This is a genomic window from Streptococcus sanguinis (assembly GCF_019929145.1).
GTDB lineage: Bacteria > Bacillota > Bacilli > Lactobacillales > Streptococcaceae > Streptococcus > Streptococcus sanguinis_U.
In genome coordinates, this window is record NZ_JAHZOW010000002.1 from 28962 (window position 1) to 42152 (window position 13191).

The 13191-nt window shown below is 43.5% G+C and carries 17 protein-coding genes; all 17 read left to right on the top strand.

Annotation, left to right across the window (positions count from 1 at the left end; translation table 11 throughout):
- The first annotated feature begins 7 nt into the window (after window positions 1–7).
- The 17 genes from K1I94_RS05865 to folP all read left to right on the top strand — a co-directional run bounded on the left by K1I94_RS05865 (window position 8) and on the right by folP (window position 13191).
- Complete coding sequence (locus tag K1I94_RS05865) at window positions 8–151, top strand: hypothetical protein (RefSeq protein WP_002896778.1); 144 nt, start codon at window positions 8–10, stop codon at window positions 149–151.
- Window positions 144–1454: a glycosyltransferase family 2 protein gene (locus K1I94_RS05870; RefSeq protein ID WP_002896777.1), complete on the top strand. Its 1311-nt coding sequence runs from the start codon at window positions 144–146 to the stop codon at window positions 1452–1454. Before K1I94_RS05865 ends, K1I94_RS05870 begins: the two co-directional genes overlap by 8 nt.
- Window positions 1455–1462: 8 nt before the next feature.
- Entirely contained in the window at window positions 1463–2569 is a 1107-nt protein-coding gene (locus tag K1I94_RS05875) for a glycosyl hydrolase family 8 (protein WP_185767992.1), read from the top strand.
- Between the two features lie 169 nt (window positions 2570–2738).
- Complete coding sequence (locus K1I94_RS05880; RefSeq protein ID WP_002898647.1) at window positions 2739–3800, top strand: zinc-dependent alcohol dehydrogenase family protein; 1062 nt, start codon at window positions 2739–2741, stop codon at window positions 3798–3800.
- A 138-nt stretch (window positions 3801–3938) separates the two neighbouring features.
- Window positions 3939–4319, top strand: a complete 381-nt coding sequence (locus K1I94_RS05885; protein ID WP_002907451.1) for a DUF1033 family protein — start codon at window positions 3939–3941, stop codon at window positions 4317–4319.
- A gap of 129 nt (window positions 4320–4448) precedes the next feature.
- Window positions 4449–5390 carry a competence type IV pilus ATPase ComGA gene (gene comGA / locus K1I94_RS05890; protein WP_002896773.1) on the top strand — a complete coding sequence of 314 codons (942 nt, stop codon included), beginning with the start codon at window positions 4449–4451 and terminating at the stop codon, window positions 5388–5390.
- Window positions 5320–6354, top strand: coding sequence for a competence type IV pilus assembly protein ComGB (comGB, locus tag K1I94_RS05895; RefSeq protein WP_263281148.1), 1035 nt, complete (start codon window positions 5320–5322; stop codon window positions 6352–6354). The genes comGA and comGB overlap by 71 nt, the downstream gene beginning before the upstream one ends.
- Entirely contained in the window at window positions 6354–6671 is a 318-nt protein-coding gene (gene comGC, locus K1I94_RS05900; protein WP_002896769.1) for a competence type IV pilus major pilin ComGC, read from the top strand. The genes comGB and comGC overlap by 1 nt, the downstream gene beginning before the upstream one ends.
- Window positions 6631–7065, top strand: coding sequence for a competence type IV pilus minor pilin ComGD (comGD, locus tag K1I94_RS05905; protein ID WP_223314727.1), 435 nt, complete (start codon window positions 6631–6633; stop codon window positions 7063–7065). Before comGC ends, comGD begins: the two co-directional genes overlap by 41 nt.
- On the top strand, window positions 7031–7324 hold the full coding sequence (gene comGE, locus K1I94_RS05910; protein ID WP_223314728.1) for a competence type IV pilus minor pilin ComGE: 294 nt from the start codon (window positions 7031–7033) through the stop codon (window positions 7322–7324). The genes comGD and comGE overlap by 35 nt, the downstream gene beginning before the upstream one ends.
- Window positions 7308–7745, top strand: coding sequence for a competence type IV pilus minor pilin ComGF (gene comGF / locus K1I94_RS05915; RefSeq protein ID WP_223314729.1), 438 nt, complete (start codon window positions 7308–7310; stop codon window positions 7743–7745). Before comGE ends, comGF begins: the two co-directional genes overlap by 17 nt.
- Window positions 7726–8118, top strand: a complete 393-nt coding sequence (comGG, locus tag K1I94_RS05920; RefSeq protein WP_223314730.1) for a competence type IV pilus minor pilin ComGG — start codon at window positions 7726–7728, stop codon at window positions 8116–8118. The genes comGF and comGG overlap by 20 nt, the downstream gene beginning before the upstream one ends.
- An 81-nt stretch (window positions 8119–8199) precedes the next feature.
- Window positions 8200–9165 carry a class I SAM-dependent methyltransferase gene (locus K1I94_RS05925; RefSeq protein ID WP_223314731.1) on the top strand — a complete coding sequence of 322 codons (966 nt, stop codon included), beginning with the start codon at window positions 8200–8202 and terminating at the stop codon, window positions 9163–9165.
- 36 nt (window positions 9166–9201) lie between these two features.
- Window positions 9202–10395: an acetate kinase gene (locus K1I94_RS05930; protein ID WP_223314732.1), complete on the top strand. Its 1194-nt coding sequence runs from the start codon at window positions 9202–9204 to the stop codon at window positions 10393–10395.
- Between the two features lie 142 nt (window positions 10396–10537).
- Window positions 10538–11287: a CPBP family intramembrane glutamic endopeptidase gene (locus tag K1I94_RS05935; protein WP_223314733.1), complete on the top strand. Its 750-nt coding sequence runs from the start codon at window positions 10538–10540 to the stop codon at window positions 11285–11287.
- A gap of 117 nt (window positions 11288–11404) precedes the next feature.
- The gene (locus K1I94_RS05940) at window positions 11405–12043 is read left to right on the top strand and encodes a CPBP family glutamic-type intramembrane protease (RefSeq protein ID WP_223314734.1); all 639 of its coding nucleotides are present in this window, start codon (window positions 11405–11407) and stop codon (window positions 12041–12043) included.
- A gap of 194 nt (window positions 12044–12237) precedes the next feature.
- Window positions 12238–13191: a dihydropteroate synthase gene (folP, locus tag K1I94_RS05945; RefSeq protein WP_223314735.1), complete on the top strand. Its 954-nt coding sequence runs from the start codon at window positions 12238–12240 to the stop codon at window positions 13189–13191.

A 13191-nucleotide genomic window follows, 5' to 3' on the forward strand; every position in this document is an offset into this window, starting at 1 on the left:
TAAACACATGTCTTTAACAGAAGTATTTTTTATCATCTCTATGGTGCTAAGTATCTTTTTTGCTATTAGCTTTTTGGTCCTCTTCATTTATTATCTGGTTATTTACAATCGGGTCAATAAAAATTTTAGGGCGGTGACTCGTCATGATTAGTCAACTTATTATGATTGTCACTCTGTTCTCCATCTGGATGTCTCTGGCTTGGGCTTTGGTTATTCTATGCTCTTCCGTGCATTTCTGGATGAAACGCAGTGACTTCAACGTGGATACCAGCCCATTGGAACATTATCCTATGGTTACTGTCGTTGTCCCAGCTCACAATGAAGATGTGGTTATCGCTCAGACAACTAAGGCCATTCTGGACTTGGACTATCCTCATGACCGAGTGGAAGTTCTGCTCTTTGCGGACAACTGCTCGGATGACACTTATCAAGAAATGCTGAAAGTTCAGGCTATGCCTGAGTATGCTGGACGCAATATTACAATTACAGACCGTACTGGTACGGGAGGTAAGGCAGGGGTGCTGAATGACGCCCTGAAGATGGCCAAGGGTGAATATATCTGTGTCTATGATGCGGATGCCATGCCAGAAAAGAATGCTCTTTACTTCCTAGTCAAGAAAGTTTTGGAAGATCCAGAACGCCACGTTGCTTCTTTCGGACGCAACAAGACCCGCAATGCCAACCAGAACTTCCTGACACGTTGTATCAACCAAGAAATCGTTGTAACTCAGCGTGTTTACCACGTAGGTATGTGGCATCTCTTTAAGATTGGACGGATTCCAGGTACGAACTTCTTGATTAACACTGAGTTTGTTAAGAGTATTGGTGGTTGGAAAAATGGTGCCTTGACAGAGGACACGGAAATTTCCTTTAAGATTATGCAGAGCGGCAAGCTGATTGCCTTGGCTTATAACTCAGAGGCCTTCCAACAAGAGCCAGAAACCCTCAAGTCCTACTACATGCAGCGTAAGCGCTGGGCTAAGGGGAATTACGAGGTAGTTCTTGCCAACTTCAAACATCTTTTTAGTGGCGGTAACTGGCGCGTGAAACTGGAAGTGTTCAATTATTCTTGTATCTTCTTCTGGTTCAATCTGGCGATTGTCTTATCTGACTTGGTTTTCTTTGCCAATGTAGCGGCGATGATTACCCAGCTCTTTGTACCAGATGTGCGGATTCCTTTCGCTTTTGATGCTCAGAATATCTATATCGTCCAGCTGATGCTCTTTAACTGGCTTCTGATGATTTTGCTTTATCTTTTGCAGATCAATATCGCCCTGGCTTCTCAGTTTGGACAGGCGACCACCAAACAGATTTGGCTGGCTCTTGTGTCCTATTTGACTTACTCTCAGCTCTTTATCGTTGTTTCTTTAGATGCAGTAGGATCTGTTATCTTGGACAAGATTTTGAAGCGGAAAGAAACCAAGTGGGTTAAAACAAAACGATTTGCAGGTTAGGAGAAAGTGTGAAAAGAACAAGATTAAGATTTATTTGGTTTGTGACAATTCTGGCTGTTTTGGCTGCTATCCTGTTGTACACCCGCATGGGCAGTACTCCTAATATCAAAAAGAAGATATACAGCCAATGGTCTAAAGAATATGTCGTAACCAAGGACAAATTGTCTTATATCAGGACGACAAACAGTAAGACTGAAGATGTTGTGCTGTCTGAGGCACAGGGTTATGGCATGGTGATTGCTGTGGATGCAGCTAAGCAAGGCGATGCCAGTTCGGCTGATTTTGAAAAGCTCTACCAATATTATCTAGCTCATCGTCTGAAAGATACCCAGCTCATGTCTTGGAAACAGACGATTAAGGATGGTAAGAGCAACCATGAAGACGAAAACAATGCTACAGACGGCGATCTCTACATTGCTTATGCTTTGATTCAGGCTGCTAAGCAGTGGCCGGACAAGGCTAAAGAATACCAAGATCAGGCTCAGGCTATTCTGAAAGATGTCTTGGCATATAACTATAATGAAAGCAACGGCGTTTTGACGGTTGGGAACTGGGCAAATGCAGAATCGAAATTTTATAATCTCATGCGGACTTCTGATACATTGCCGCAGCAGTTCCAAGCTTTCTATGAGCTGACAAAGGATAAGCAGTGGCTGACAATCCGAGATAACATGCTCAGCAAACTTGAAGCAATCAGCGCTGATAATAAGACTGGTTTGATACCAGACTTTATCTGGGTTGAAGGCGACAAAGTTCGGGCAGCTGATGCTGATACGGTTGAATCTGCAAATGATGGCTATTATTCTTATAATGCCTGCCGACTTCCTTACAACCTGGCTCAAAGCAAGGATGAAAAAAGTCAAAAAATGCTGAAGAAGATGTTAAACTTCTTCCTCAGTCAAGAAAAGATTTATGCGGGCTACACTCTGAAAGGGAAGGCTCTCAATAGTAATCAGGCTGGCAGCTTTACTGCTCCAGTATTCTATGCGGCTAATAACAATATGGAATTCCGCAAATTGGTGCAGCAGAATAAATATCTCTTCATGCAAGGTTTGCCGTCAGATAATTACTATGACGCAGCTGTGACAACGATGATTGCTTTAGAAACTTTATAATGCAGAAACAAGCAAGATGAAAATTTTGCTTAAAATCATGCAGACAATAGGGTGGGACAAAACGGTTTTTGTCCCACTTTTTTGGAGAAAAACCTTGAGATTTTTTTCACAAACTGTTAAAATAAAATGGAAAACATTCATCATAACATAACAATAGAAAGGATATCCTATGAAAGCCTATACTTATGTTAAACCGGGATTTGCCCAGTTTATAGATGTTGATAAACCTGTCGTACGTAAACCAACAGACGCTATTGTCCGTATGGTAAAGACCACTATCTGCGGGACTGATCTTCATATTATTAAAGGAGACGTACCTGCCTGCAAGAGCGGTACTATTCTGGGACATGAAGGCATCGGTATTGTTGAAGAAGTTGGTGACAGTGTAACCAATTTCAAGAAGGGCGATAAGGTTCTGATTTCCTGTGTTTGTGCCTGTGGCAAGTGCTACTATTGCAAGAAAGGTATCTACGCCCATTGTGAAGATGAAGGTGGATGGATTTTCGGGCATTTGATTGACGGAACTCAAGCTGAGTATCTGCGTGTGCCCCATGCGGATAATACTCTCTATCACACACCATCTGATTTATCAGATGAAGCCTTAGTCATGCTGTCAGACATCCTGCCAACAGCTTATGAAATAGGAGTTTTAAAAGGTAAAGTAGAGCCTGGATGTACAGTAGCTATCGTTGGCTCTGGACCAATCGGTCTCGCATCTCTGCTGACAGCTCAGTTTTATTCTCCGTCAAAGATTATCATGGTTGACATCGATGAGAATCGTTTAGATACGGCCATGGCCTTTGGGGCAACAGATAAGGTAAATTCAGCGAATGCTGAAAAAGCTGTGCAGGCTATCTTTGACTTGACAGATGGACGTGGAGTTGATGTAGCCATTGAAGCAGTAGGGATTCCAGACAGTTTTGATCTTTGTCAGAAAGTCATTGCCGTTGATGGAACCATTGCTAACTGTGGAGTTCATGGCAAACCTGTAGAGTTTGAGTTAGATCGGCTCTGGATTCGAAATATCAATGTGACGACCGGGCTGGTATCTACCAATACTACTCCACAGCTGCTAAAGGCTCTGGAAAGTCATAAGATTGAGCCAGAAAAGCTAGTGACTCATTACTTTAAGTTGAGTGAAATTGAAGAAGCTTTCAAGGTTTTCGGCCAAGCTGCGAACCATCATGCCATTAAGGTTATTATAGAAAATGACCTCTCTCCAGTCCAATAAAATTCTTAAGTTGTCTTTTACCTATCCCTTTTAATCTTTGGTTAAAAGGGGTTTTTATATTGTTTTCTGATTTTGAGCAAAATAGTTTTGTTCGTCAAAGAATTCATATATAATATACGGTACAAAGAGAGGACGAGTATGTATTGTGTAATTGAGATGTACGGGGACTATGAACCGTGGTGGTTCCTGGATGGCTGGGAAGAGGATATCGTTGCAAAAAAGCAGTTCGATGATTATTATGAAGCCCTTAAGTATTATAAAAACCGCTGGCTGCAAATGGCAGACCAGTCACCTTTGTATAAGAGCCGCAGTGATTTAATGACAATTTTTTGGGATCCAGAGGATCAGCGCTGGTGCGAGGAGTGCGATGAGAATGTTCAGCAGTATCATTCGCTGTTTTTGCTGGAGAATGAGTGCAAGATTCCTAAGAGCAAGTATCGGCCAGGCTATACTAAGCAGAACGGCCTTGAAAAGCACCGAGCTTGCTCAGTCAAACTAAAATCCGCTAAGCCTCTTTAAATCGAAAGAATATATTTTGCAAATCTGATAATAGAGCAGCAGAAGAGACCTAACTTGTTAGAAGTTAAGTTTCTTCTGCTGTTTTTTCTTTTTCTGGATTTTTTGCGAATAGTAAGGTGAGGAGGATGTATGGTTCAAGAAATTGCAAAAGAAATGATTAGGCAGGCTCGGCAAGAGGGGGCGCAGGATATTTACCTCATTCCTAAGACTACTTGCTATGAGCTTTATATGAGAATCGGTGATGAACGTCGCTTTATAAAAACTTATGATTTCGAGCTTCTGTCAGCTGTTATCAGCCACTTTAAGTTTGTCGCAGGTATGAATGTTGGAGAGAAGCGCCGCAGTCAGCTGGGGTCTTGCGATTATGACTGCGAGGAAGCCAAGGTTTCAATCCGGCTGTCGACAGTTGGGGATTACCGTGGTTTTGAAAGTCTGGTTATCCGACTCCTTCATGACGAAGACAGGGAGCTGCGCTTTTGGTTTGAGCAATTGCCGGAGCTGCGAAAGAAAATTCAGGCTCGCGGTCTCTATCTTTTCTCGGGTCCGGTCGGCAGCGGCAAGACGACCTTAATGTACCATTTGGCTCAGCTCAAATTTTCTGGTCAGCAGGTTATGTCGATTGAAGATCCGGTTGAGATTAAGCAAGAGGCTATGCTGCAGCTGCAGCTGAACGAAACCATTGGCATGACTTATGACAGTCTAATTAAGCTGTCTCTGCGACATCGGCCGGATCTCTTGATTATCGGGGAAATCCGTGATCGAGAGACAGCTAGAGCAGTGGTTCGGGCAAGTTTGACTGGAGCTACGGTCTTTTCAACGATTCATGCCAAGAGTGTTCGCGGTGTCTATGAGCGGCTTTTGGAATTGGGCGTTAGTGAGGATGAGCTAAGAATGGTGCTGCAAGGTGTTTGTTACCAGCGTTTAATTGGGGGAGGAGGTGTCGTTGATTTTGTCAGTCAAAACTATCAAGAGCACGAAGCCGCAGTCTGGAATCAGCAGATTGATCAGCTTTTTGCAGAAGGACATATCAGTGCAGAGCAAAGGCAGACCGAAAAAATTGTCTACGCCTAAGCAGAAAAAGATTATTGAGCTCTTTCATAATCTCTTCAGCAGCGGTTTTCACTTAGCAGAGATTGTAGACTTTCTGAGACGAAGTGCCTTGTTGGAGGAAGTATATGTCACTGAAATGCGGGCAGGCTTGTCAGCTGGTCAGTCCTTTTCAGAGATTGTCAGTCGACTGGGATTTTCCGACAGCGTTGTAACCCAGCTTTCCTTATCTGAGCTGCATGGCAATCTGACACTTAGTCTGGGCAAAATTGAGGCCTATCTGGAAAATCTGTCCAAGGTTAAGAAAAAATTGATAGAGGTAGGAACCTATCCTCTCATGCTGCTGGGTTTTTTGGTTCTTATCATGCTGGGATTGCGCAACTATCTTCTGCCTCAATTAGACAGCCAGAATCTAGCTACTCAGCTGATTAATCACCTGCCTCAGATTTTTTTGTGGAGCAGCCTTGCTTGGGCCGCCTTGGTTTCAGTGGCTGTCTTTTACTATCGAAAGTCTTCCAAGATTCGTTTTTTCAGCAAACTAGCAGCTCTGCCCTTTTTTGGACATTTGGTACAGGCTTACTTGACCGCTTATTATGCTCGTGAATGGGGAAATATGATTGGTCAGGGCCTGGAACTGAGTCAGATTTTTGCGATTATGCAGGAGCAGCCTTCCCAGCTCTTTAAAGAAATCGGAGAAGATATGGCTGCTGCTTTGCAAGGCGGTCAAGGCTATGCGGACAAGGTGGCAAGCTATCCTTTCTTTAAGAAAGAATTGTCCTTGATGATCGAGTATGGTGAGGTCAAGTCCAAGCTAGGCAGTGAGCTGGAAGTCTATGCTGAAAAGACTTGGGAGGAGTTTTTCCTACGTATCAATCGAGCCATGAATTTCATTCAGCCCCTAGTATTTATTTTTGTTGCCTTAGTGATTGTTTTACTTTATGCGGCAATGCTCTTGCCCATTTATCAGAATATGGAGGTTCATTTGTAATGAAAAAACTTAATACCTTAAAAGTTCAAGCATTCACCCTTGTGGAAATGCTGATTGTCTTGCTGGTTATCAGCGTTCTCTTGCTGCTCTTTGTGCCTAATCTGACCAAGCAAAAAGATGCTGTTTCAGATACAGGAACGGCAGCGGTGGTCAAGGTGGTAGAAAGCCAGGCGGAGCTGTATGAACTAAAGAATACCAATGAAAAGGCTAGCCTGAGCAAGCTAGTCAGCGCAGGAAATATCAGCCAGAAGCAGGCAGATTCATATAAGGCTTACTATGGAAAACACAGTGGCGAAACTCAAGCAGTTGCCAATTAAGGCTTTTACACTGCTGGAAAGTCTACTTGTTCTTTTTGTTGTTAGTTTTCTCTTACTGGGCTTATCTGGCTCGGTGAGGGCTGGCTTCAATCAGGTTCAAGAGCAACTCTTCTTTTTAGAGTTTGAGAGGATCTACCAGGAGACGCAGAGGCTGAGCTTAGCTGGGCATGAGAAGCTTTCTCTGAAGATTTCGGGACGGCAGATTTCCAATGGCTATCAAGAACTGGATTTTCCGCAAACTTTGCAGGAACATGAGCAGCAGGTCATTCTGTTTGACCGGGCTGGCGGGAATTCATCACTCAGCAAGATTACTTTTCGGACGGAGGACAGGACAGTTGTTTACCAGCTTTATATGGGCAATGGCAAGTTTAAAAAGACGACAGCTTCAAGCTAGCATTCTGCTGGAAGCTCTGGTAGCCATGGCAATTTTTGCGGCTATTGCCAGTCTGCTTCTGGGACAGATTAGCCGGTCTCGTAAAGAGCAACGACTCCTTCTGCAGCAGGAAGAGGTGCTTCGAGTAGCCCACATGGCCCTACAAACAGGACAAGAAGAGCTTCATATCAATGGAATTGCTGTACGTCAGCTTAAGACAGATAAGCAGCTGCTAGTCTATCACGAAGGGGAGGTAGTCATCCGTGTCCAAAAACCTTAAAGTCAAGGCCTTTACTCTCTTGGAGACTTTAGTTGCCTTGTTGGTTCTCAGTGGTGGAATACTGGTCTTTCAGGCTATGACCCAGCTCTTATCTTCAGAACTGCATCAGCAGGAGAATAATCAGCAGCAAGAGTGGCTTTTGTTTGCCGACCAACTGGAGACGGAGCTTTCGCGAAGTCAATTTGACAAGGTAGAAGACAATAAAATCTACATCAGACAAGATGGCAGGGACTTGGCCTTGGGTAAATCTAAGGGCGATGATTTCCGTAAAACAGATAAGAGCGGTCGCGGCTACCAGCCCATGATTTATGGTTTAGAAGCAGCTGACGTCCGTCAGGACGGTAAGCTTATCCATCTTCATTTTCGCTTTGAAAAAGGCTTAGAGAGGGAGTTCGTCTATTGTGTGGAAGAAGAAAGTTGAGGCTGGTATTTTACTGTATGCGCTATTGATGGCCGCTGTCTTTAGCCTGCTCCTGCAGTTTTATCTCAACCGTCAAGTCAGCAGTCAGCGTTTGCAGCTTTTCAACAGGGAAAGGACGGAAGCCTATGCAACGGCAGTTCTGACAAAAGCTACAGCCAAGGATGATAGCGGTGAGATGGAGTTTGAGCAAGGCAAGGCGGCCTACCGTAAGGAAGGGAATGAACTGGAAATCAGCAGTCGGCTCAGCAGCGGTCATTCCTATTCCTTTACTTTTACTATTTCTAAGAAGGAGGAGGAGAAAGCTAAGGAAGACAAGAAAGCAACTGACAAAAAGGAGAGAGCGGTTTCGGACAAAGCTGGTAAGTCGGACTAATATAACTGTAAAATCTTTGTAATTTTATATATCTTGGAAAGGGGCCTTATTTTTGGTATGATAGGATGAACGGAGGATTCCATGAATTTTGAAAAGATAGAACAAGCTTATACTCTGATTCTCGAAAACGTCCAGAATATCCAAAACACTCTGGCGACCAATTTTTACGATGCTCTGATTGAGCAGAACGGCATTTACCTAGATGGAGATACAGACTTACAAGAGGTTCTGACCAATGATGAAAAAATCCGCGCTCTGCATTTGACCAAGGAAGAGTGGCGGAGAGTCTATCAGTTTATCCTGATGAAGGCTGCCCAGACGGAGCCCATGCAGGTCAATCATCAATTCACTCCTGATACAATTGGTTTTCTGATTACTTTCTTATTGGATCAGCTGGCTCACGGAGAGGAAGCTGATGTATTAGAAATCGGCAGTGGGACTGGAAATTTGGCGGAGACTGTTCTCAATCATACCCAAAAGAGGATTGACTACTTAGGTCTGGAGCTAGATGATTTATTAATTGACCTTTCTGCCAGTATTGCAGAGGTTATGAATTCTAAGGCTCACTTTGCTCAGGGGGATGCAGTTCGACCTCAGGTTCTGAAAGAGAGTGATATCATTATCAGTGATTTACCGGTTGGTTATTATCCAGACGACAGTATCGCCTCCCGATATGAAGTGGCTAGTCCGGATGAGCACACTTATGCCCATCATCTTCTGATGGAGCAATCGCTCAAATATCTGAAGCCAGGTGGTTATGCTATATTTCTGGCGCCAAATGATCTCTTGACCAGCGCTCAAGCTCCTCTGCTGAAAAAATGGCTCCTCGCCAAGGCTCAGTTTATTGCGATGATAACCTTACCAGAATCTATTTTCTCAAGCAGCAAGCATGCTAAAACTCTTTTTGTCTTGAGGAAGCAAGAAGCGAATAACATTCAGCCTTTTATCTATCCTCTGCGGGATTTGCAGGATCATGATGAAATGTTTAAATTCCGTCAAAGTTTTCAAAACTGGTACAAAGATAGTGAAATTCAAACAAAATTTTGATATAATAATTTTGAAAACGCTTAAAGAGGTGAAGAAATGTCGAAAACAATTTCTATTAATGCAGGAAGCTCAAGCTTAAAATGGCAGCTCTATCTGATGCCGGAAGAAAAAGTATTGGCTAAGGGCTTGCTGGAACGGATTGGTCTCAAGGATTCTATTTCAACAGTGAAATTTGATGGTCGTTCAGAAAAGCAGGTTCTTGATATTGCAGATCACACGCAGGCCGTAAAAATTTTGCTGGATGATTTGAAACGTTTTAATATCATCGAATCTTATGATGAAATTACCGGTGTGGGCCATCGTGTTGTGGCTGGCGGTGAACACTTTAAGGATTCAGCCCTCGTTGATGAAGAAGTGATTCAAAAGGTAGAGGAGTTGTCTCTTCTAGCTCCATTGCATAATCCAGCCAATGCTGCAGGCATCCGTGCTTTTAGAGAAATTCTGCCAGACATTACCAGCGTGGTAGTCTTTGACACCTCTTTCCATACAACTATGCCGGAAAAAGCTTATCGCTATCCGATTCCGACTAAATATTACACTGAAAACAAGGTCCGCAAGTACGGAGCTCACGGTACCAGCCATGAGTATGTAGCCAAGGAAGCTGCTAAAATTTTGGGACGTCCGATTGAAGAACTCAAACTTATCACTTGCCACATTGGTAACGGAGCTTCTATCACAGCAGTAGACAAGGGCGTTTCTGTAGATACCTCTATGGGATTCACACCACTTGGCGGCGTCATGATGGGAACGCGTACAGGGGATATCGACCCTGCCATCATTCCTTACCTGATGCAATACACAGACGACTTTAATACTCCAGAAGATATTAGTCGTGTCTTGAACCGTGAGTCTGGCCTGCTGGGAGTTTCTGAGAAGTCTAGTGATATGCGCGATATTCATGAGGCAATGCGGGCAGGTGATGCCAAGGCTCAATTAGCCAACGATATTTTTGTCGATCGGATTCAGAAATACATTGGTCAGTATCTTGCTGTTTTAAATGGAGCTGATGCTATCATCTTTACCGCAGGAATCGGTGAAAATTCTGTGACCATTCGTGAACTGGTTATTAATGGCATTTCTTGGTTTGGCTGTAACGTAGACCCAGAAAAGAATGTACATGGTGCAGAAGGCGTGATTTCCAGTCCTGATGCCAAGGTCAAAGTCTTGGTTATCCCAACTGACGAAGAGTTGGTCATTGCGCGTGATGTTGAACGCTTCAAAAATCAATAAATCAAAAAATTCAAAAGCTCAGTTTGACTGGGCTTTTTGTATGCTTTAAGAAAAAAATTCTTGGTCTTTGACTTTGGAATAAACTGAGCGATTCGATCTCATAGTCACTATCAGCACTTGTTCTCAATACTTGATATACAAAATGCTTGCAATTAAGAGTTGTCTATACAAAAAGAGAAAATTGAGCTATACTAGGAAGGAAAAGGAGGAAGATATGAAAGCAATTCTAAAAAAATTAGAGTACATCCTACTGACTCTGTTTGTCTTATTTCTCAGCCAGATACCATTTATATTTATCCGGCAGATGACTGCTTCTGAAAAGAATTTTTCAGCTGGACAGACTATCTTTGTGCTGGTTGTATATCTTTTGATTATCTTTTTTGTTCTGAGAATGGCTAAGCAAGAAGAACTGCTGAGCCTTGACTTTAGCTTTTTTAAATGGTCTTCGTTTGGCTGGTTAGCTGTTTCTAATGTTGCCATGATTGGCGTCAACATGCTGGGAGCAATTATCATGCTGCTGGAAGGTCAGGCCATTTCTACTGCTAATCAGGATGCCTTGAATGCTTTATTTCAGCATGTACCCAAGATTTTATTAGTGGTAGGTGCTGTGATTCAGGCTCCTATCTTGGAGGAAGTAGTCTTTCGCGGCTTGATTCCTCAGAAGATTTTTACCAAGCATTATGTTTGGGGATTGGTTGTAGGAGTCATTCTTTTCGGTCTTTTCCATGGTCCGACCAATATCGGCAGTTTTGTTATATATGCAGGTATGGGTGCTGTTTTAGCTGCGGTTGCTTACATATTTAAGCGTTTAGAAATGTCTATTTTGGCACACATGCTGAGAAATGGAGTTGCAGTACTCATTATGATACTGACAGGTTTGGTGAACAAGTAAGAAAGCAGAGAATATCTGCTTTTTTTGTCATTTGAGGCACAAATTAGGACATTTGAGGGGATTTCTACCAGCTTGCTCTTACTTCTTCTATAATGATAAGAGAAGAATGGAGAGAATATGCTGAAACTAGAGAAAATCATTCAATTGTTACTACTGGCTATGTTGACTCAGACGGGACTGCTGCTCATGCTTCATCCAATGCCTCATCGCTTGGTCTTTAGTCAGGCTAATCTGCTTTTTATGGTGGGCTTGCTGGGATTGCTTTTTTGTTGCGCCTTTTATTTTTCCAGAGAACTTCAGGAAATCAAAGGTTCTCTGCGTCAGTCAAGCAACTATCGACACTTGCTTTTCTTGTATTTTTTGATGATTTTGGTCAATGCTGCGGGGGTTCTTCTGCTGTGTGGCAAGGAGGTGCAGTCAGGACAGGCGGTGGAGCAGATGCTGACGGAGAGTTTTCTGTCATCTTCTCTTTTGCTTCTGGGGATTGACATCGCTGTTTTATCCCCTGCAGCACCGAAATTTATTGACAGGGCCTTCTCCCTTCGCTATCGGAAGAGCTGGGGGATTGCACTAGGTTTGCTCTGCTTTTCCCTTGCGAAAAATCCTCAGGAAACTCTGTGTTTTCTGTCTTATCTGGTTTTGGGACTAGTCTTTGCCCATCTCCTCAGGCCTTATTTTCAGCGTTTGGAGCTGTCTATGCTGGCCCATATTCTCAGAAATATGATTATTCTCAGCCTTTTACCCTTTTGCTTTTAGAAAGTGTTTTGTCAAATAGAAGAATTATGGTAAAATGGTAAATGAAACAAGGGACTAGATAAGGTCTTCTTGTGAAGTCGAGTGCAGTTCATAGGACTGGATGCTGCATCTGCTGAGAGCTTTGCGGTACACTAGATGAGTGTGCCTTTTTTGTTGAAGAGCAGGGCAGTCGATAGAAATGAGATGAAAGTCAAATGGTGAATCTAAAAGCAATTGCTCCAGATGGCCGAACAGGCCTCTGTGGTATTATCAATGCGACGCCGGATTCCTTTTCAGATGGTGGGCGCTACAATACGGTTGAGACGGCATTGGCTCAGGCTAGAAAGCTGATTGCTGAGGGAGCTCACATGCTGGATATTGGTGGTGAGTCTACTCGGCCAGGCAGTCATTTTGTGGCTATTCAAGAAGAGATAGAGCGGGTGGTGCCGGTCATTGAAGCTATTCGTCGGGAAAGTGATATTGTGATTTCTGTGGACACTTGGAAGTCGGAAGTGGCTGCAGCAGCTCTGGCTGCGGGTGCAGATATTATCAACGATATTACTGGTCTCTTGGGTGATGAAAAGATGGCGGAGACGGCTGCGAAATATGGCGCGCCAGTCATTGTCATGTTTAATCCAGTGATGGCTCGTCCTCAACATGCCAGCTCACGGATTTTCCCAGAATTTGGCTTTACTCCTGCTTTTAGCAAGGAAGAGTTATCTCTTTTTGCAGAGCTGCCGATTGCAGAACTGATGTGGAAGTGTTTTGAGAAATCTTTGAAGGTGGCGGAACATGCTGGTCTTTCGCGTGATAATATCATGCTGGATCCAGGGATTGGTTTCGGTTTAACCAAGCGGGAGAATCTGCTCCTTTTGCAGGAGCTGGATAGTCTCCATCAGGCTGGTTTTCCTATTTTTCTTGGGGTTTCTCGTAAGCGGTTTCTCGTTAGTATCTTAGAAGAAAACGGCTTTGAGGTCAATCCTGAGACTCAGGAAGGCTTTGAAAACCGTGATACAGCTTCAGCCCATCTGACTAGCCTTGCGGCTAGCAGAGGTGTTGAAGTTGTCAGAGTGCACGAAGTGGCTAAGCACCGGATGGCTGCTGCTGTTGGCGATGCGATTCGTCTAGCGCAGCAGACAGAAGATCTCAATCTAGGTCAGTATAAGTAA